The following is a 20,459-nucleotide window of genomic DNA, read 5'->3' as shown; positions in this document are numbered from 1 at the left end:
ACAATCGATCAATAAAACAAAAATCGGTGGCTTTTGAAGGTCATTGTTTTATTAGCCATTTATTTCTACTTGAAAAAAGAACAGATGTTCGATATGATAAATGAAAAAGAAAGAATGTGATAGCATGGCTAAATTTGAAGAGGATTGGAACCAATTTGATTTATCCCATATACGTGATCGTGGGTCGAAAAAATGGGTAGCGATGATGTTACCAGAACATGTGAAAATGCTGCGAGAGTATGGCGAAGAAATTAAAAAAGAACCTCGCCCAGACTTAAATGAGTTTGACTATGAAGCGATTCAGGATCAAATCGCACTCGCGATGAAACGAAATGTCGAGATTAAAATAAAACGGTGGAAAGAGGGAGAGTTTATCTATAACCGCGGCACAATACAATGGATTGATTTGAGAAAGCGAACAATCGAACTGGAGGATCCCTTCCGCTCATTTGAAGTAGCGATTGATGAAATCGTAGACGTCACCCTATTAGAATAACAACTACCAACGGCATCATCCCTTCGACAGGGATGATGCCGTTGTTGTATGGATGCAGAAAAGAAGGATTTTAATAGGAAGATGTGGAAGAATATACTAGAAGAAATAAAACATGGGAGTACATAGATAAAAAGTAAAGGGAGAATAAAATGATTAAAGCAATTTTGTTTGATCTTGATGGAACACTGCTCAACAGAGACGAGTCGTTAAGCATATTTGCAGATAAGCAATATGATAGACTGAGTCATCTTATCGGTCCTATTACAAAAGATGTGTATAAAACAAGGTTTATACAATTGGATAGCCGAGGATACGTTTGGAAGGATAAAGTTTATCGACAACTCGTGGAGGAATTTGCAATTACCAAAATTTCTTGGGAAGAACTGCTCGAGGACTATTTGAAGGAATTTAGGTATAGTTGTGTCGCCTTCGATCATCTCTTGCTCATGCTAGAGGAATTAAAGAAAAGAAAAGTACTAATCGGTATGATTACAAATGGATATGGCCAATTTCAAATGGATAATATAAAAGCTTTAGGTATAGAAAGCTATTTTCAGGTCATTTTAATTTCTGAATGGGAAGGTATGAAAAAGCCTGATTCCCAAATATTTTTACGAGCTGCAGACAAACTTGGTGTGCTACCAAGCGAATGCGTTTTTATCGGCGATCATCCAGAAAATGACGTGCAAGGTGCCAATAATGCTGGGATGATGGGTATTAGGAAAAGAGATATACAATGGACGGATGTTCATGCAGAGTATGAAATAGATGACTTAATGGAAATACCAGCTTTGATGGATGAGTGGTAGGATGAGAAAAATGAAACGCCAGTATATTGAAATCTTATAGGATGGATTTTGGTTATTTTTCTAACAATAAGCAAATTTTACTTTTCGGAACAATTTGCCATCATTACTACTGGTTTCGGTGGTTTAATCTGTATAATAATTGGCGCTTCTTTAGTCTTTTATAAGCCACAAGGAAAAATAGATCAAGTAAAGAGTTAAAACATTAATTATTACAAAACTAAAAGAAGTTAAGCTAATAAGGAAAAAGAGATGGTGTAAAGTATTGAAAAAAATTGGATATACTCTCGTAATTTCAGTAATCTCAATTATATTATTCCAAACTTATTTTTATTTTGTAAATGTAAATAGTGAAATGCTCTATACTATTGGCACATTAAGTATTATAGTTTTATATTTTTTGATAGGGTATCCTACATTACTAATCGTATCCAACAAATCTACGATTAAATCAAGATGTATTCGATATTTAATTGCCACATTAATAGGAATAATTTTCTTTATATTATTTTATATAAATATCGGTGAGTTAGAAAATAAAGATATTTTCTACCACCTTGTACCATATAGCTTCTTGTTTGGAATCATAGGGGGATTACTATATTTCTCACCAATTGAAATTACACGTAGTTTAAATAAAATGAATACTATTTGAATGCTCTTGCAGTTGTTGGGCTTAGAACTGTTAATAGTGGATTATTAATATATAGAAGTACTTTTCGCTAGTAATTTTTTGAACTGACAGAAGTAAGAAAACACAAGAATATTAAAGGATGTGAAATTATGAAAGCGATCATTTTTGATTTTGATGGAACCATTGCTGATACTTTGCCAGTTTGCTTTTATGCCTTTCAAGCAGTATTTAAGGAATTTGACAACATGGAAGTAAATTCTGATGAAATTAAGGCTATGTTCGGTCCATCTGAGACTGGAATTATCAGAGAAAATCTTGTGGATAAAAATCACGATAAAGCAATTGAATTATATTATGAAAAATATATAGAAAAGCACCGTGAACTTGTTATAGATAATGAAGAGATTAATCATTTACTCTATCGCTTAAAAAGAGAAGGCTACAAGTTAGGGATTGTAACAGGAAAAGCAGAAAGAAGTCTGGTTATTTCTTTAGAATGCCTTAATATGAATGAGTTATTTGATGTAATCATTACTGGTGATGACGTTTATATACCAAAACCTCACCCAGAGGGAGTAAATAAGGCATTGGAACTGCTTAACGTAAAAAATACCGAGGCTGTTTTTCTAGGAGACAGTGACGCGGACATTCTTGCTGGTAAACAAGCGAACGTACATACAATCGGAGTACATTGGTTGCCAAATTATCAGACTCTGGAATTTAGTGTACAACCAGATCAAATGTTTGGTAGTGTAAATGAATTCATACAATCACTTACAAACTTATAAATTTACAAGGTTGCGAACTCTATACTAAGGGATAAGAGGGCGAAGTGACAATCGCGATCTTCGAGACATAGACGACAATCTTAAAAAGTTATTGCAGCAGTAACTTAAACTTGGAAATGGATGTGAGTTAATGCTCGTAAAAGGTAATATGATTGGTAGTATGCCTAAGTTTTATTGGGTATTATTAATTCCTATTTTTTTAGGTGTAAGTTACTATAATATTTTCTTGGATTGGCAGCTGCAGTTCTATAGTGTTACGGAAACCGAAGATTTTGGACGATATGTATTTGTGATATGTCTAAGTTTTTGTCAGTCCTTTATTTATGTTTTATTCATTCGTTTAGCAGTATCTTTTTATAAATATATATCAAAATAAACGACAGAATACTTCATCTTAAATGGAGATGGAGTATTTGAGCGTACCAGAAGGAATTGCTGGATATATAGCCATGAAAGGTATAAAAGAAGAAGTAGTTATAAATAGGAGATTATGATGAACATAAATATTAGGAAACTTGTAAAAGGGGAAAAACCCCCAATAGAGTTGCTTTTAACGGCTGACCCTTCAAAATTAATTGTAGAGGAATACGTTAATCGGGGTGACTGTTTTGTAGCTGAAAATGAACGGAAAATTATTGGGGTTTATGTGTTGCGTCCAACAAGACCGGAAACGGTGGAATTGGTTAATATTGCAGTAGTGGCTAATCAACAGGGTAAAGGGATTGGAAAGCAGTTAGTGGAAGATGCTATACAAAAAGCAAGGTTAAAAGGCTTCCAAACAATTGAAATTGGAACTGGAAATTCAAGTATAGGACAGCTTGCGCTTTATCAAAAGTGTGGTTTTAGAATTATAGGGGTGGATATAGACTTTTTTACAAAGCATTATTTAGAAGAAATTTTTGAAAACGGAATACATTGTAGGGATATGATTCGACTATCTCAGAATGTATAAATTAATTGAGGAATTCACTGGATAAAATCAAATTAATAAAAAAAGTTTGTTTTTTTAGTTAATATAAAAAAATGACCTTGGGGAGTAAACAAACATGCAAACAAATTTATACTTCGTGCGACATGCTCATTCTACATATACACCAGATGAATTAGGAAGACCTTTATCAGAACGGGGCCTTGTCGACGCAGAAAGAATTACTCAAATGCTTGAACAAGAAAATATAGATGTGGTAATTTCGAGCTCATATAAAAGAGCCATAGAGACAGTCGAAGGAATAGCAAAATTTATAGGAAGAGAAATTATTATAGAAGATGATTTTAAGGAACGTAAATTGTCTCAAGAGCCTATTGAGGATTTTAATTCTGCTATCACAAAAGTATGGGAGGACCAGACCTTTTCGTGGGAAGGTGGAGAATCTAATATTATCGCCCGAAAACGTGGAGTTGAAGCAACTTTGAATGTATTGGAACAGTACATAGGAAAAAATATTGCAGTAGGAACACATGGTAACCTATTGGTATTAATAATGAATTACTTTGATAAAAATTATGATTTTACTTTTTGGAAGGAACTTGATATGCCCGATATTTATAAATTGACTTTTGATCAAAAGAAGCTGATAGAAGTTAATAGAATATGGGAGAGGTTGTAAAGGATGGCCATTCTTAGAACCTGCTTACCTGATAATCAAGTTTATGTGCCAAATTGTCACCTACATATAATTCCAAGATATACTGATAAACCATTGGCTAGTAAAGGGCTACGTCTTTGTTGTAACAGCCTGAAAATAAGAGGAAGAGAATTTAATCCTCTCATTAAGAAGCAAGGGGAACGTCGATTTTTCAGCGAGAAAGGCGGTAAAATCAATGAAAGTTCAAATTATTGGTGGGTCTGGAACGGGCAAGAGTACCTTAGCAAAATTTATAAGTGAAAAAGAAAATATTAAGTGGATTGATACAGATAATTATCTATGGAAAGATGAATCATTTACTGAAAACTATCCGATTGAAAAGCGAAAAGAAATGTATGAAATAGATATGGAATTCAATCCCGATTATGTAGTATCAGGCTCAATCTTTTCATGGTATCCAAATGGATTTACTAATCGTGATTTGTTTGTTTTCCTCTTTCTTGATGAAGAGATTAGAATGGAACGTTTAAGAAAGAGAGAGATTAAGCGAAATAATCCGAAAGAATCATGGCTTGATGAAGATGGAAACAAAACGAATGAATTCTTAGAATGGTGTAAAACGTATTTAAAGGAACAAGATAAAGCAATGATAGGAACATATGCTGCGCAATGTTATGAAATGGAATTATCAAAAAGTCCTATATTAAAACTTGATAGCTCTCAACCTGTGGATGAACTTTATTTAGCAATAAGAGGAGCGTTACAAGAGAAAAGAGAGGGTGGAGCATGAGAAAGCTTGTAATATTTCTACTCATAGTAGCTAGTATTTATATCAATCCCACCTCCATCTTTGCAAATGGTACGAGTTACTTTGAAGAACCAGTTAGCCCAATAGGACATGTCCTACCGATGGAAGAAAGCGTCATCAGCATTGAGAGTGAGAAACTATATATTGATATCGAACAGCAAAGGGATATATCGTTTCCAATAATGCTTGCGAATGTTCGAGTTATATATGAGATGGAAAACAAAACAGCAGAGGATCTTCTAGTACCTATAGCATTTCCTCAACCAGGAGAGTCAAGTGAATGGAGTATAGACTTAGATGGAACTGAAATACCTTTAACTGGTAATGTTCCTTTTGATCCAGAAGAATTAATAGGCGACGATCCTCATATTGAATGGATTAATCCAAGAACAGGAAAAAAATATTCTTTTGGAGGGTACGATGTTATAGGCAACTCGAATAAATTAGGAGCAAAAACTTTTGAAGTAACATTAAATGCAAAGAGCACACAAACGCTGACTATTGAATACAAGGCAACTTTAGGAATAGATGAGAGAGCCAGCCTCCATCCTATTTATCGGTTAGATTATTTACTCCATCCAGCATCTTACTGGAGCGATTTCAAAGACTTAAATATAGAAGTAAAAGTGCCAAAGAGGGCAAGTGTCTATGTGAACTTACCACTCCAAAAGGATGGTAATACGTATAGCGGAACATTTGATACACTTCCTGAGGAAAATCTCATATTATTCATTTCGCCGAGTTCTGGTATACTGATTAACCTATTTAATTCGCGAGGCATAGCCCTACTTGCGCTTGTTCTCATGCTACCAATTTATTATATAATTATAAGATTATTGAAGCGAACTTCGATAAAACATAAAAAGAGTATATCACTAATTATTTTAGGTCTATTCGCCTTGGCAGGTCTCGATATCATCAGCCATAAAATATTGGGATATCCGGTAACGATGGTTCAGTATGTCCTCTATGTACTGTGCTTGTTAACATTAGGCTGGATGTGGAGTAGAGCATTTAGTAAAAGTGCAGAGCAGGAGAAGAATAGTGATGACTGATTATATAAATTATAAGATTTGAACAGTATGTATCGAGAGTAGGTGAACCATGGAATTTTCAAAGTTAACAATAGAAACCGAAAGATTCATCATACGTCCCTTTAAAAAAACGGATTATAATAACTGGTACGATCAGTTTGATCATAGAATGCCCTCACAATATAATTATGATGACGGTCGACCTGAAGATATGTCTGCTTCTACAGAAGAATGGTTTGTTGATTGGGTTGAAGGTTTTAATGAAGCAGCTAAAAAAGATGAAATGTACATCCTTGGAATATTTCGAAAAGAAGACGGAGTAAATGTGGGGAAAGTAGAACTAATAACAATCTTGCGGATGGATTATCAGTGGGCAATGATGGGCTACTCCATTCACAATCAATATTGGAAACAGGGTTATGGTTTAGAAAGTGTAATAGCAGCTACTGAAGCTTTCTTTTCCTATTTAAATTTCCATCGTATTGAATTACATATTAATATGGATAATTATCCCTCGATCCGACTCGCTGAAAAAGCTAGATTTAAATTTGAATGCGAAAGAAAAGAGTTTTCCTTAGAAAATGACCAGTGGACTGATTTCTTGATCTATTATAAAAATAATTATATGTAGTATACTTTAATTAGAATATTTTGTTGAGAGGGATGACTAAAATGGCTAATACTTCAACTATAGCACTGACGATGACAAAGAGTTTTGATGTAACTGCTGATAAAGTATTTGACGCTTGGCTGAATTCAGAGATGATGAGAAAATGGCTCTTCACGATGGAACATACTAATAAGGTATCAATGAACGAACCTCATGTCGGTGGCGCGTGGGAAATTGTCGATCATCGAGAAGGAAAAGATTACAGAGCTATCGGGGAGTACTTGGAGATTAATTCGCCAAATAAGTTGGTTTTGACATTCAAAATGCCACAATTCAGTGATACAGTGGATGAAATTACTGTTGAATTTGAATCTACTGAGAATGGATGCGTCATGACTTTCACACAATTAATAGTTGTTCCTCATGAAGAAGGATGGACGGAAAAAGATATCGAAAAAGCGCAGGATGAATATAAAACTCAAACGGAACAAGGATGGGGCTATATGTTTGAGGGGTTAAAACAATTAGTTGAAACTGGAAAGATCAATTACCCATTCTGATATAAAAACACGAGCGATTATTTCGCTCGTGTTTTTAATATTGAAATTCAACCAAAATAATACTTCGATATTTGGTCAATGAATAACTTTTCCAAATCTCCTTTCTTTTTTACGAGAATGAAAGTAGAAACAGTAGGTAACTCAAATAAATCAAAATGAGGCTGCATCACTTTGCCTTCTAATAGCTCACGCCGAACTATTGAGTGAGGTAAAAAGGATACGCCTAAATCATCCTGTACAAAGCGTTTTGCAATATGTGCCTGTGTCACTTTCATCGTTCTGACTCCGTTTATATGCTTATGCAATTTTACTAGAAGATCATCCCAGAAAATGGGGTGATGATGGGTAAATAAATAGTTTTTCTGTAAAACATCCTTAACATCAATCGGAGGACCACTTTCCTCATCAAAAGTATCTACAGGCATGACGAATAAAATCGGATCCTCATAAAAGGAAATGGATTCTACTCCTTTTCTTTGTGCATCTAGTGCAGAAATGCCAATGTGTACTTCTCCTGAATCTACAAGATCTTCTATAAGGTAGGATTCCTCTACACGGATTTGTATTTCTAAGTCGGGTTGTAGTTTCATAAATGAACGTAAAAAATAGGGAAGAATCGTTTCGGCCATGAGAGGTGAAATAGCAATTGTCCAAGTTCGACGATACCCTTGTTTAAATGCATTCATTTTGTGAATCGTGCTTTCAGTATTGTTCACTAGTTTTTGTGCATCAGGTAGAAAATATTTTCCTGCTTCTGAGAGGGTTACTCGATTATTTTGTCTGTCAAAAAGAGGTGATCCCAAATGTTCCTCCAATAATCTGATATGAACGGTCACACTTGGCTGAGACATTAATAATTTTTCAGAAGCCTTTCGAAAGTTAAGTGTTTCTGCAGCAGTACAGAATGTTTTTAGCCATTGATATTCCATATATACACCTTCTTTGATTAATAATAGTAATTAATATGATTATATATATTTAATTTTTATTATCAAGTTTTCCTCATATACTAAAGAAAAGGAGGAGTTATATATGTTTCAAAAGGGGTTAAAAGATATTGTAGCAGTTCATACCAAAATTGCATCAGTCGAGGGTGACATTGGGGAACTAAGATACAGAGGGGTACTAGTGGATGAGCTAGTTGCTACAAATACATTTGAACAATTGGCGGCCTTTATATGGCCTGGGCAAAGAGGCTCAAATGACTTTGGGTTGAATGATCGTAGAGAATTACCTCCACACGTAATAGCTATTATTGATGCGCTTCCTACAGAAATTTCCTTAATGGATGCGATGAGAACGGCTATTTCTGCATTTGCTCATCCGTCATTTAAAGCAAAGTCTATAAAGGAGCAAGCAGTTCTATTAACAGCAGCACTTCCAATAATAGTAGCTAGACATTATCGGAACCAATCAGGACTTCCTATTATTGATGCGAATAAGGATCTTTCCCACACAGCAAATTATTTATGGATGCTAACTGGAGAATTGCCAAGTGATGTCCAAGTGGAAGCACTGGAAACATACTTGAAACTTACGATGGAGCATGGGTTGAATGCATCGACCTTCGCAGCACGAGTAACGATCTCAACAGAGTCAGATTTGACAGCAGCCATTACTTCAGCTATTGGGACAATGAAAGGACCCCTACATGGAGGAGCTCCATCTGGAGTAATTTCTATGTTGAATGAATTCGAAAATCCTACACTGATTCGTACCATTGTAAAAAATAAAATAGAAAAAGGCGAAAAGATCATGGGCTTCGGACATCGAATTTATAAAACGGAAGATCCCCGTTCGATTATATTGCGAGAGAAGTGTTTGGAGCTTCAAGGTAAAGATACATGGCTAGATATTGCAACAATCGCAGAAAAAGAAATTACTCAGTTATTGGAGGAGTATAAACCGGGTAGGAAGTTATATACGAATGTAGAATATTATGCGGCTGCCATTATGCGCTCGATTAATATGCCTCCAGAATTATTCACACCGACATTCAGTATTGCAAGAATGGTTGGTTGGACAGCTCACGCGATTGAACAGCTTGAAGACAATACAATTTTCCGTCCACAATCTATATACGTTGGAGAAATTAAATAATTTTTAAAGATGCCGTTTTACTAACAGAAAAACGGCATCTTCTTTTGTGGAAAAGGAAATCTCTTCATCAAGGCGAATATACATATAAGAGTTGTATATGAAAGGGGTATAAATATTGAAATATATATTAATGGGAGCAACCGCAACACTTTCAGGAATTATGTTATTTGGGATGACCTAGATTGCAGCAGCTATATATACAACTAGAGGAGGGGGATATGGGAGATTTGCAGATGCTTTATCTGCGATAGGATATTTCCCTTTATTCATATGTATTGTATTAATTGTAAGCGGTATATGTTTTTTTGTAACAGCCTTTAATAAACATTTAGAAGACGAGTAAGTTGTGGTGAATTACTCAACATCGGTGAAAAGCATCAACTAAATTATCTGAATTGTGAAACCTTTTTCTAGTTTTATAAGTATAATAATAAAGGTAAAAAAGGGGAGAAATTAAAGAGTGGGAAACAATATTTTATTATTAAAAAATGCGAATGTGATTGATGTTGAAAGTGGTCATATAACGATGAATAATATTACGATAGAAAATGGCATTATAACCAGGGTAGAAAATATACGAGAAAATGAAAATAAGTTAAGCTCCAATGTAACAGTGTTGGACCTTCAAGGGAAATGGGTAATTCCGGGACTTATTGACATGCATGTACATATAAAAGAAGGCTTTGCTCCGCTATTCACTGCTTCTGGTGTGACGACTGTTCGAAATACAGGAGGCAATGTCAATGAATTAAAGGACTTAATCCATGCCTCAATAGAAGCACCTACGCCTCGAGTTATTTCAGCTGATCGTATTATTGACGGACCTCCGGGATTGTGGGGAGAGACAAGTCCTTGGAGTATGAATGCGAAGAGCTCGGAAGCCGCAAAAGAGGAAGTCCGTAGACAAGTAGAAGCAGGTGCAGATTTAATAAAAGTATACGGTTGGTTGCCAAAAGAAACCATGAGGGCAGTTGTTGAGGAAGCCAATTTACAAAATAAAGAAGTGAGCTGTGACTTAGTCTATTCAAAGGATGTCACAGCAATAGATGCAGCAAAAATGGGTATTAAATGGAATGAACATGCATCAGGAATTGTCCAGGATATGTATCCAGAGTGGACGATGCAAGCTGAGGAAACGGTGTGGGACTCTATCGATTGGGAACAACCTGATCGGAAAAAAATAGAAGCAGTTTGTAAAGTGCTTATTGAAAACAAGGTGATTGTTTGTCCAACAATGGTGTTATTGGATCAAGCAAAGCTACTAAATAACTATTGGTACACAGTAAATGATGTAACAAAAAAACTTGAAGAAAACGAAGGATTGGTTAACCAATGGAAATACTTTTTAAGTCAACCAGCTTCTTTAGAAAAACTTGGCAAACAAGCTACGATGAATAAGGAAATAGCAAAAGCCTACTACGACTTAGGTGGGCAGGTTGTTGCAGGAACCGATACACCCGCGGGGATATTTACCATACCTGGAATGGCGCTACACCGTGAATTAGAATTGTTTGTACTAGCAGGAATAACCGAAATAGATGCCCTTCGTGCAGCAACGATAAATGCAGCTAAAGCTTTAAAACGTCTAGATCTAGGAATAATTAAAGAGGGTACAATAGCAGATATCGTCATATTAAATGAAAATCCATTAGAAAATATTCAACATACGAAAGAGATTAATTTAGTAATCAAAGGAGGAACTGTTTATTCACAAAAGGAAATTTTAGAGAAAGTTCCAGATACAGAAACAGTAATGAAAAACATTCAAGCGTTTATGGATGAATACGAACTAACGGTGAGCAAATAAAAAAGGAGAGAAACTAGGGTGCAAATAATAGATACTGTTCCATATTTCTTTACTAACTTTGAGCCAACAACACAATCTTTACGTAAATATTATGCGGAATTTCCTGTTATTTTCAAGGAGTATTTCAATGGACATTGTAAGAACACAGAAGAAAGACATTTACAATCAATCGAAAAGTATCCTCATTATTTCGGCGTAATCAAAGAAGTACACGAAAATATTCAATCTATTATTCTTGAAATAGCAGAGGCATATAAGAACAAATATGATATATCATTTCCAGTCGAAATAAATTTGATTGTCGGCGGGTTTGGATCCAATGCATATACTTATCGTCAAATCATTCCAAATATTACTTTTGCGTTAGAAAAGCTATCACCAAATTCTGATCATCTACGCGTAATAGTTGCTCATGAATTTGGACATCTAGCTCAAAATATTCTATCGGATAATGCAGGAATGGATTGGTCCAAGGCTCTATGGACACATCCGCTCATATGGCTATATAGAGAAGGAATTGCAACACATTTATCCCGTCAAATAGCTGATAATATTCATCCCTCTGTCTATTTTTCCTATAATGATGAAGGTGTCGAATGGCTTGCTTTTGCACTAGCAAATACTACAAAGATTAAGCAGGTATTTAAGGAGGACTATGAAACTTTAACTTCCGGTGAATTATTTCATGAATGGTTTTCTATTAATGGTGGAAATAGATTTGGTTATAGTAGATTAGCTTACTTTTTAGGGGACCTTTTTGTACAAGAATATAAGGAAATGCATGGAGAAAAAGCCACTATTATTGCGTGGAAGGAACTTGGATTCGAAGAGAAAATAGCTCAGTGGTTAGCTCAAGAAGGAGCAGAAATTAATGAATAATAATCTAGAAGAATATAGTGATCCAGTTTCCTATGATATAGAAAATGATGACTATACTGGAGAACTCAATTTACTTACAGAATGGGCTATCCAACAAGGAGGACCAATCATAGACTTGGCATGTGGAACTGGAAGAATGACAATTCCTTTAGCGCAAAAAGGATTCGAATTGATTGGTGTAGATTTACATGCAGGTATGCTTGAACGAGCGAAGAAAAAAGTAAATGATCTAAATGAACAAATTGAGTGGTTACAGCAAGATTGTACAGTGCTTCAATTAGACCAAAAAAGCCCATTTATTTTTATGGTTGGAAACTCCTTTCAACATTTTCATTCAAATGAACAACAAAATCTTGTTTTAAGGTCGATAAATAATCATTTAGAGAAAGATGGAATTTTTATATTTGGGACGAGATTTCCAAATGCTGATGAGTTACTGCAACCAAGTACAGAAGAATATTGGAAAACATATACGGATACGGTGGAAAGTAAAAAAGTAGATGTGTATACAATTAGTAATTATGACCCTTTAGAACAGATACAGCATTATACAACAATCAGAAAATACTTGGACAAAGGTAATGTAGTAGATGAAAGAAAAACGAACATTAGCTTAAGATATACATATCCTAAGGAAATGGAACGATTACTGTCCGAAAACGGACTAGACATTTTGCATGCCTATGAGGATTGGAAAAAATCACCTCTAAGTAAGGATGGTTATGAAATGATCTATGTATGTAGAAAAAAATAAGATTGGACAAACGAGTACTTGAAGATCCAAAAATTATACCTTGGAACTGGGTTCTTATTAAGTACTACAAAAGACTTGTTTACAATTGAGAAATCCAACCAAATAAAATCACTATCAAATAAAGTGGTACACCCACTATAAGCAGACCGGCAATAAAATAAGAGACATAATATAAAATATCATGTATAGCACCAGCAAAATCATCAATGAAGCTTTTCAAAAAAGATGCACCCCCTTCACTTTTTACCATTTTATCATGGAATTCACAAAAATTCTTGTGTAGTTCAGAATTTTATGTATAATCATATTATCTAATATATATTGATAGCGATGAAGAGGAAAAGTAAGTTGATGATGTTATAAAGAGAGCTTCTGCTGGTGGAAATGAAGCAAACTAGTCATCTGAACATGATCTCTGAGCTTCGTACTGAACGTTTGTAACTAGTAGGATACGACAAGATTTGGCACTTGTTATCCATGTCAAAGTATAAAGGCTTTTTGCCATGTACTTTTAGAGTCAGACGATGTGAGTCGTTTGAGTATTAAGGTGGTACCACGAGATTATTAACCTCGTCCTTATCGGGATATTTCCGGTAAGGGCGAGGTTTTTTTATTTATAAAAAGGAGGAAAAGCAGATGAGTATTTTTATTGGAGGGGCATGGCCTTACGCAAACGGCTCGTTGCACTTAGGGCATATAGCTGCATTATTACCAGGGGATATACTGGCGAGGTATTTTAGATTGAAGGGGGAGGATGTACTATATGTTTCGGGTAGTGACTGTAATGGTACACCTATTTCTATACGAGCGAATAAGGAAGGGGTTTCAGTAAAGGAGGTAGCCGATAGATACCACTCTGAATTCGAGGATTCTTTTCGGCGTTTGGGGTTTTCTTATGATCTCTATACGCGAACAGACAGTGAGAATCATCACCAAGTTGTAAAGGAACTATTTTTAAGGCTATTAGATAATGGATTTATTTATAAAAAAGAAATAGAACAGACCTATTGCGAGGTAGAAAAGCAATTTTTACCAGATAGATATGTAGAAGGAAAATGTCCGAATTGTGGGAGTAGGGCTCGTGGAGATCAATGTGATAATTGTTCCAAGATTTTAGATCCCTTAGATTTAATCGACCGAACGTGTAAGCTTTGTGGAAATGAACCTTCAATCCGAACAACAGAGCATTTCTATTTTGCTTTGAGTAATTTTCAAGAAAATTTAGAGAATTTTGTGCAAAAAGCGAAAGTCAGTGAATTATGGCGAGACAATGCAATTCAATTATCTGAGCGTTACTTAAAGGAAGGGCTGTTAGATCGAGCAGCCTCTAGAGATCTTCCGAATGGAGTAAGTATTCCAGTTAAGGGATATGAGGAAAAGAAAGTTTATGTATGGATTGAAGCAGTCGCAGGATATTATTCGGCAAGTAAAGAATGGGCAAAGAAGAATAGGACAGAAGTTCAGCAGTACTGGGCAGAAGAAACAATCTCATACTATATCCATGGAAAAGATAATATCCCTTTCCATTCACTTATTTGGCCAGCAATATTATTAGGGATTAACAATCCTGCCTTACCAACACATATTATATCCAATGAATACTTAACACTTGAAAAAAGAAAACTTTCTACCAGTCAAAATTGGGCAGTTTGGATACCAGATATTTTAGAAAGGTATCATCCTGATTCCATTCGCTACTTTTTAACGATAAATGCTCCAGAAAATCGTGATACTGATTTCTCTTGGCGAGAATTCATATATAGTCACAACTCAGAGTTGCTTGGTGCATACGGAAATCTTGTGAATCGCACATTTAAATTCATCGAGAAATTTTATGGAGGAAATTTACCAGAAAGTAATTTATCTAAAGAAATAATACGGCAAACAGAAAAATTATATGAAGAAATAGGAAAGCTAATAGAAGAAGGCCATCTCAAGTTAGCATTAGAAACAATATTTCTCTATATCCGAAAGGGAAATAAATATTTTGATGCTCAAAAACCGTGGATTCAAATAAAAGAACAGGAACTAGAGTGTAAAGAAACTATTGCTACTTGTGTGTACATTATTGGAAATGCAGCACAAATATTATCACCATTTCTGCCCTATTCAAGCGAGGAAGTAAAAACCTATCTCAATATAGATGAATTTTCTTGGCAGCCTATTCATCCTGTACCAATTCAGTTACAAACAATTAGACCTTTGTTTGAAAAAATTGATACTAGTGTAATACAAAAGGAGCTAGATTATCTTAGAGAAATTGCTGAAGCTTAAATAAAAAAACGTAAGTGTAATTTAATGTCTACAACATGTATAGAATGGTTCTCAAAGGGTGGAGAAAATTGGTGCTATATAAGTATCTTGTTCTTTTGAGTTTATATAATATTGAAATAAACAGGTGATAAAGAAAAAATTCCCAGTTATTGTAATCACTCTAAAATAACTCAACCACCTGGAGACCATTAGAATTCGATTTCCAGATGGTTGAGTAAATTATTTTAGTTTTCTGTACAGGGGAAAGCTCGATATGTTCATTTGAAATTTTATTTTATACTAGTTAATTGTTAGTGGAACTTCGGCTTTTTAGCTTCTCATATTTACTAGCTAAGCTAGATATTTTGGGGAACTGATCTTTTTGTAATCACCTTGCTAAATATGGAAGCTAAAACCTGTTGAAATAACATTCCGAATACAACAGGCATTGCTACTTTGCTTGGAAAATAGGTCGTTGCAACAATTACACCTATTGCAATGTTTCGCATTCCTCCTGTAAATACAAAAGTAATCATTTGCGGATAGTCCTTTAAAATATAGCGACCAATGATTAAAGCAAAAGCATAGCCTGACACAGCAATTAAAAGGACTAAAAGTAAGACAGAAATTAGATGTGTGTTGAAATCCTTTAAGTATGGAGATATCACACTACTATTAATCATAATGACTGCAAATAAACACAGCTTTGAAAAAGGAGCAAGTTTCTTTCCGAATTTCTTTGGTATTTCACCTTTTGAAAGTTCATTCACAATTATTCCTAAAATAGTAGGCAACACAATCATTAATATTAAATTAAGGATTAGTGATGCAACATCTAATTGAATTTTTTCTCCTGAAACTATATGGAGCATTAAAGGCATGACAAACGGAGAGAGTAGCGTGTCTATTAATATAATAGATAAACCTAACGGCAAATTTCCTTTGCAAATATTTATCCAAATAATACTTGTTACGCCGGTCGGGACGGCAACAGATAATACAAAGCCGACTGTCAATAAATGGTCATCGAAAATGATAGTGGATAAGAAATAAACCCATAAAGGCATCAGTAGGTGTAAGAAAACAATGGTGAATAAAATGAGTACTGGATGCTTCACAAAAATTTTTACATCTTTAAATTTCATACTTAAGCTTCCTACAAATGTCATGAAAGCAAAAAGCCATGATACGAGGAATAATAGATTTTGCCCAATGTTCTCTAACAATACACCTAAAACCAAACTAAGTGGGGTCAAGATAGCAATGTATTTTTGGAGAAATACGTTTAGTTTTTCTAACACAAAAAGACCTTCTTTTAAATTATTTAAAAATCTAGTGAAGAATTTTATCAACCAAGAAAAAATATAGAACAAATGATAGAAAATTTTTCTTAAAGTTGAGAATTCCCTGTATATTACAGAGTGTGGTATAGCACTTGTTTTGCGTTACATGAATCGCTAATGATTAAAATACAATGAGCTTATTTTTTAACAATTGTATAGTCAATACTTAAAAAAGGAATTGAGAATATTTTCATCCGATGTTTAGCAAAAAGCTGTCCATTAGGTAATTCTTCAATTAAAAACTGCTCCTGAAGTGGCAGTTTAAACACAAACTTACGAAACGTTAAGTAAATTCCTGTATCCGAAGTATAACTGCTGTGACTTGTTAATAACAGGTTTCTATTGTTTAGCTCTTGCAGTTCAAGTATGCCGATCATTGATGAGAAAGGGAGCGGCAATGCAATATTCATATATGTTTTCTCGCCTTTTTCATGTAAGGAATATAAGGCGACAAAAATAACTTTAGATTCTATTTTACGAAGCCAAGCCCTAGTCTTAAAACGGTTATCTTCAACAGTGATAATATCGCCAATCATCTCCATTTTTCTAGAAGAATAGGGTAGATTCAACTGTTGGATCTTTTGACTAATAACTCCATAGACAGCGGCAAATGGCTTAAACCATGTATGCCAATGTACTTCAGAGAATAGCTGGTATTGTCTAGTATTTTCATAGAAGTCGATAATTGCAGACTTCACATTTTTCTTATTAACATATATCTGCATATCGTCTACAAGTCCATTGTAGGTCTCAGTCCCTTTGTTACGTTCTAGTATTTGTTCGCCAATAACAAATTTCCCTCTAACCTGGCTAATCGGAAAATTCCACTTCCTAAAAGAAGTGGCAGGTGTCAAAATTGACCAACCAATTACACCACATAATCCGAATAACAAACAATTAAAAAAACCGTGAAACTTCAACATAAACTCAATGCTTACTTGAAATACACCAAAAGCATTTCCAACCGCATAGAGTAGAGAGAAAATAATTGTAATACATAATGCACTAAACGAAATTAAAACTAGACTTTTTTGTAGCAGTCCTTTAAATGGAATTTTAAATGCAATAACGACAAAACCATAAATACCAATGATATATAAAAGGACAGACATTAATTCAAGCCAAGGTGAGAATGTGATACCCGCAGCAACTACTAATGGTGATACCAATATGATTATAGTAAAAAATGAGTAGCTTTTAGGTTTATAAAGTCTTCCGGTAAAACCTATAAAAATAGGCAATAAAAAAGAAGAGTAATGGAAATGTATTGCTGTAAGCCAAGTCAGCATAGGGGAGAAGCCAGTATCAAAACCTACTTCGAAAGCAAAAAACCATATCCCTCCCATGAATAAATACATGAGGCCAGCATCTATTGAGAATTCCTCTAAATGAGTAAATCTCCTGTGAACAAAGCGACCAAATCCATATAACGCCACAGCAAGTGTAAATAGTAAGTAAATGAACGCAAGTGCAATATCAAAACTAGTTTCATTTGTTATTTGCAATACAATTACAGAAATAATAGCAGGAAGGACAAAATAATACATCTGAAGCTTTACTTTTAAAAGGAGTTGTAATGTTAGGGGTACAAACAAAATCTGTGCTACGGACAGCATTAAGAAGTACCAAGGGTTTACAGTAAAAAATGCAACTATAGCAAATAAAATTATATGTATCCCAGCAAGCAACTTAAAGGTCATCAGATTGGAATTCCCCCTTGTATTCAAATAAAGTACCGATCAACGGATTCGTTATCAATACATGAATAAAAAAAGCTTCATGTTCTTCCATATAGCATTCGTTGACTAAAACATTCCCTTGGAACAATCTTGGAATGGGAAATTCCCATCTTCCTAACACAATTCGTTGTTTTTGAGATTCGATACTTAGATGACTTTGATCTGTAACTTCAAAAGTCAACTCAGAGTAAAAGAGACTAGGCTCGCCTAGGTAGTCCTTCACTAACTGCTTATTTTTATCTAAGGTCATTAGAGCATTGAAATCTCGGTAACAATTTTGGAAATAAAACCTTCTTTCCCAATGAACCTGTTTCTCTCCATTTAGACCAATTTGTTGTTCATTGATAATATGAAAGGGTATATTATTGCCATGTTCAGGAAACAAAAACTTTCTGCGTGCAGCAAACATTTGAAAAGGATATAACCGTTTGGGCCCACTAGTTATTTTATGCATCACTCCAGTTCCTTTAAAGGTTTTATCATCTTCAATTCCATATCTTTTTTGAAGCATTGGGTGCATTTTATAAAATTGTTCTCCAAGAATTTCTTTATAAATGGACATGTATTAGCTCCTTACCTTACGCGTTTACAGCTTCTCGCTGTTGGGATATCCTTACTCGGTAACAAGCCAATAATCGTTAATACGATTAAAGATAAGTTAAATGTTATCGGGTTAAATGGATTTGAAAGTACCGAAGAGTCGGCAATTATTGCAGATATGGTTAGCAGAGGCAGTATGATTAACTGCAATCTTAGTAATCTTCTTTTATTTTGATAAAGAATCCAAATGAGACCAAAAATAATCTCTATGGCACCAATAGTTGCGACCATCATATGGGCATCGCTTAGCTTGAGAGGAAGTAACGCGCTAGTCAAAGCGACTTCTTCCGGATGCATCATGATTAATTTGGGTACTAATCCTTGATAAATCCAAACGAAAAAGAATAGAAAGGTAATAATCCAATGTGTAAAAAATCGAGTAAATTGCGCTGATGGAGTATCTCCTTTTTCAAGCCATCTTTTTAATACATCAAAGCTTAGTGCCGTTGCCCAGCCTATTATTGGTCTGAAAGTAATTCTATCCAGTAGTTTACCAAAAGCACCACATGGCACATCGTAGTCGTATTGAGTGAAAAACTTAGTGGTATTATGTTCGGGCACATACTTCCAATAACCTTTTCCTTCTTTAATAGGAGAAAGAAGATGATCCGTACCGAAATGTAGGGAAGATGTCCTTGAATCATCCTTTGCTTGAAAAGTACCGACGCTTTTTCCCCAACCAGCAATAGCTAAACCAAATCCTATATTTGTTTTATATTCAAAAAGTTGAGTTTCATTTTCTTTTTTCGGTAAATAGGTAATAGAAGAAAAACGTAAATCCCACTGCTCGTGCAAGGTGGGATTCTGGGTAGCCTCCCATACACGTTCTATATTTTCTTTGATGCTAATTTCTACATATATTGGTTTGTTTTTCATTATGCACCCCTCTTTTGAGAATACCATAATAGAATAGAGATTTTACTTATAAATCTGTTAATCTCCAAATTAATATAGAATTCTTAGCAAAAAAAAACACTCTTCACTATTAAAAGTGAAAAGTGCTTTCGTTTAGTCGTTTGCATCATCGGTTGAATCGTTAATTGAACCTTCATCCTGCGTTTCTGGATCCTCTTCTTCCTGTACATCATCTTCCTCTATTTTCTCTTCTTCATTATTTGCTTCGTTTTCTACACCCGTATCATTTTCTCCATCATCTTCTATCATTGGATCGTTTACTTCGATATCTTCCACATCTGTTTCGTCATCTCCACATGCTCCTAGTATAAGTAAAGTAGATAATGCTAAAGGTAATGCAATCATTTTTCTTTTCAAAATAATTTCCTCCTATAAATAGTATTTTATTGGTCTTAATATATATGTACCTCAATTTTAAAGACTTAAACTGTAAGAGTTATTTTATCGACTTAGAAAGCAAATGGAGAATATTCTTCTAGATCTAATTACTTATTACTTTTTAACCCTTGCATCCGATTCAAATTAGTAATAGTACCACCATCTTCCCCAGCTTTATGTTCATCTGCGCTTGTTTAGAGGCTTCCTGATAATTCATAGGTGTATTAATTGAAATCATGATTTTTTTAAGAAAGTGTTTTTATTTTTTTATTATAAGTTTTGGGGGAACTAATATGAAGTGAGCTTCATATACTTTAAAGACAAAATCTACTTTCCCAACATAATTAGCTTTTTTTTAATCTAAAAGTT

General features: G+C 34.6%; 21 protein-coding genes and 1 other annotated feature. Of the genes, 14 read left to right on the top strand and 7 right to left on the bottom strand.

Going from position 1 to position 20,459, the window contains the following annotated elements; genetic code table 11:
• Window positions 1-124: 124 nt before the first annotated feature.
• The 9 genes from ACIQX2_RS09770 (at window position 125) to ACIQX2_RS09730 (ending at window position 7,322) form a co-directional block, all read left to right on the top strand.
• Window positions 125-496: a YolD-like family protein gene (locus ACIQX2_RS09770; RefSeq protein ID WP_402849366.1), complete on the top strand. Its 372-nt coding sequence runs from the start codon at window positions 125-127 to the stop codon at window positions 494-496.
• Window positions 497-645: 149 nt separating this feature from the next.
• Window positions 646-1,305, top strand: a complete 660-nt coding sequence (locus tag ACIQX2_RS09765; RefSeq protein ID WP_402849363.1) for an HAD family hydrolase — start codon at window positions 646-648, stop codon at window positions 1,303-1,305.
• Window positions 1,306-2,085: 780 nt separating this feature from the next.
• The gene (locus ACIQX2_RS09760; RefSeq protein WP_402849360.1) at window positions 2,086-2,724 is read left to right on the top strand and encodes an HAD family hydrolase; all 639 of its coding nucleotides are present in this window, start codon (window positions 2,086-2,088) and stop codon (window positions 2,722-2,724) included.
• A 499-nt stretch (window positions 2,725-3,223) separates the two neighbouring features.
• Window positions 3,224-3,676 (top strand): GNAT family N-acetyltransferase, encoded by a 453-nt coding sequence (locus tag ACIQX2_RS09755; protein WP_402850486.1) that lies wholly within the window; start codon window positions 3,224-3,226, stop codon window positions 3,674-3,676.
• Window positions 3,677-3,770: 94 nt separating this feature from the next.
• Entirely contained in the window at window positions 3,771-4,331 is a 561-nt protein-coding gene (locus tag ACIQX2_RS09750; RefSeq protein ID WP_402849357.1) for a histidine phosphatase family protein, read from the top strand.
• A 214-nt stretch (window positions 4,332-4,545) separates the two neighbouring features.
• Window positions 4,546-5,100, top strand: a complete 555-nt coding sequence (locus tag ACIQX2_RS09745; RefSeq protein WP_402849355.1) for an AAA family ATPase — start codon at window positions 4,546-4,548, stop codon at window positions 5,098-5,100.
• Complete coding sequence (locus ACIQX2_RS09740; protein ID WP_402849352.1) at window positions 5,097-6,173, top strand: hypothetical protein; 1,077 nt, start codon at window positions 5,097-5,099, stop codon at window positions 6,171-6,173. Before ACIQX2_RS09745 ends, ACIQX2_RS09740 begins: the two co-directional genes overlap by 4 nt.
• 49 nt (window positions 6,174-6,222) lie before the next feature.
• Window positions 6,223-6,783, top strand: coding sequence for a GNAT family N-acetyltransferase (locus tag ACIQX2_RS09735; RefSeq protein WP_402849350.1), 561 nt, complete (start codon window positions 6,223-6,225; stop codon window positions 6,781-6,783).
• A 41-nt stretch (window positions 6,784-6,824) separates the two neighbouring features.
• Entirely contained in the window at window positions 6,825-7,322 is a 498-nt protein-coding gene (locus ACIQX2_RS09730; protein ID WP_402849347.1) for an SRPBCC family protein, read from the top strand.
• 47 nt (window positions 7,323-7,369) lie between these two features.
• Here ACIQX2_RS09730 and ACIQX2_RS09725 read toward each other — a convergent pair whose 3' ends face one another.
• Entirely contained in the window at window positions 7,370-8,251 is an 882-nt protein-coding gene (locus ACIQX2_RS09725; RefSeq protein WP_402849344.1) for a LysR family transcriptional regulator, read from the bottom strand.
• Between the two features lie 103 nt (window positions 8,252-8,354).
• On the opposite strand from ACIQX2_RS09725, the gene ACIQX2_RS09720 reads away from it, so the two are divergent.
• The 4 genes from ACIQX2_RS09720 to ACIQX2_RS09705 all read left to right on the top strand — a co-directional run bounded on the left by ACIQX2_RS09720 (window position 8,355) and on the right by ACIQX2_RS09705 (window position 12,862).
• A complete protein-coding gene (locus ACIQX2_RS09720) occupies window positions 8,355-9,422 on the top strand; it encodes a citrate/2-methylcitrate synthase (RefSeq protein WP_402849341.1) in 1,068 nt (355 codons plus the stop codon).
• 460 nt (window positions 9,423-9,882) lie between these two features.
• Window positions 9,883-11,229 carry an amidohydrolase family protein gene (locus tag ACIQX2_RS09715; RefSeq protein ID WP_402849338.1) on the top strand — a complete coding sequence of 449 codons (1,347 nt, stop codon included), beginning with the start codon at window positions 9,883-9,885 and terminating at the stop codon, window positions 11,227-11,229.
• 18 nt (window positions 11,230-11,247) lie between these two features.
• Window positions 11,248-12,108: a M48 family metallopeptidase gene (locus ACIQX2_RS09710; protein ID WP_402849335.1), complete on the top strand. Its 861-nt coding sequence runs from the start codon at window positions 11,248-11,250 to the stop codon at window positions 12,106-12,108.
• The gene (locus ACIQX2_RS09705; RefSeq protein ID WP_402849332.1) at window positions 12,101-12,862 is read left to right on the top strand and encodes a class I SAM-dependent methyltransferase; all 762 of its coding nucleotides are present in this window, start codon (window positions 12,101-12,103) and stop codon (window positions 12,860-12,862) included. The genes ACIQX2_RS09710 and ACIQX2_RS09705 overlap by 8 nt, the downstream gene beginning before the upstream one ends.
• A 79-nt stretch (window positions 12,863-12,941) precedes the next feature.
• Here ACIQX2_RS09705 and ACIQX2_RS09700 read toward each other — a convergent pair whose 3' ends face one another.
• Window positions 12,942-13,082, bottom strand: a complete 141-nt coding sequence (locus ACIQX2_RS09700; protein WP_402849330.1) for a hypothetical protein — start codon at window positions 13,080-13,082, stop codon at window positions 12,942-12,944.
• A gap of 101 nt (window positions 13,083-13,183) precedes the next feature.
• Window positions 13,184-13,443: a binding site (T-box leader), on the top strand.
• Between the two features lie 31 nt (window positions 13,444-13,474).
• Here ACIQX2_RS09700 and metG point away from each other — a divergent pair.
• Complete coding sequence (gene metG / locus ACIQX2_RS09695; protein WP_402850484.1) at window positions 13,475-15,136, top strand: methionine--tRNA ligase; 1,662 nt, start codon at window positions 13,475-13,477, stop codon at window positions 15,134-15,136.
• A gap of 335 nt (window positions 15,137-15,471) precedes the next feature.
• Here the strand turns inward: metG and ACIQX2_RS09690 are convergent, their stop codons facing one another.
• The 5 genes from ACIQX2_RS09690 to ACIQX2_RS09670 all read right to left on the bottom strand — a co-directional run bounded on the left by ACIQX2_RS09690 (window position 15,472) and on the right by ACIQX2_RS09670 (window position 20,069).
• Complete coding sequence (locus tag ACIQX2_RS09690) at window positions 15,472-16,416, bottom strand: bile acid:sodium symporter family protein (RefSeq protein ID WP_402849328.1); 945 nt, start codon at window positions 16,414-16,416, stop codon at window positions 15,472-15,474.
• A 179-nt stretch (window positions 16,417-16,595) separates the two neighbouring features.
• Window positions 16,596-18,158 (bottom strand): YndJ family protein, encoded by a 1,563-nt coding sequence (locus ACIQX2_RS09685; protein WP_402849326.1) that lies wholly within the window; start codon window positions 18,156-18,158, stop codon window positions 16,596-16,598.
• Window positions 18,148-18,759, bottom strand: a complete 612-nt coding sequence (locus ACIQX2_RS09680; protein WP_402849323.1) for a DUF4166 domain-containing protein — start codon at window positions 18,757-18,759, stop codon at window positions 18,148-18,150. Before ACIQX2_RS09680 ends, ACIQX2_RS09685 begins: the two co-directional genes overlap by 11 nt.
• 11 nt (window positions 18,760-18,770) lie before the next feature.
• Entirely contained in the window at window positions 18,771-19,673 is a 903-nt protein-coding gene (locus tag ACIQX2_RS09675) for a DoxX-like family protein (protein ID WP_402849320.1), read from the bottom strand.
• Window positions 19,674-19,805: 132 nt separating this feature from the next.
• Entirely contained in the window at window positions 19,806-20,069 is a 264-nt protein-coding gene (locus ACIQX2_RS09670; protein ID WP_402849317.1) for a hypothetical protein, read from the bottom strand.
• Window positions 20,070-20,459: the final 390 nt, after the last annotated feature.

It is taken from the genome of Psychrobacillus sp. NPDC096623 (genome assembly GCF_044762655.1).
Lineage (GTDB): Bacteria > Bacillota > Bacilli > Bacillales_A > Planococcaceae > Psychrobacillus.
This window is presented reverse-complemented; position numbering and strand designations above follow the sequence as displayed.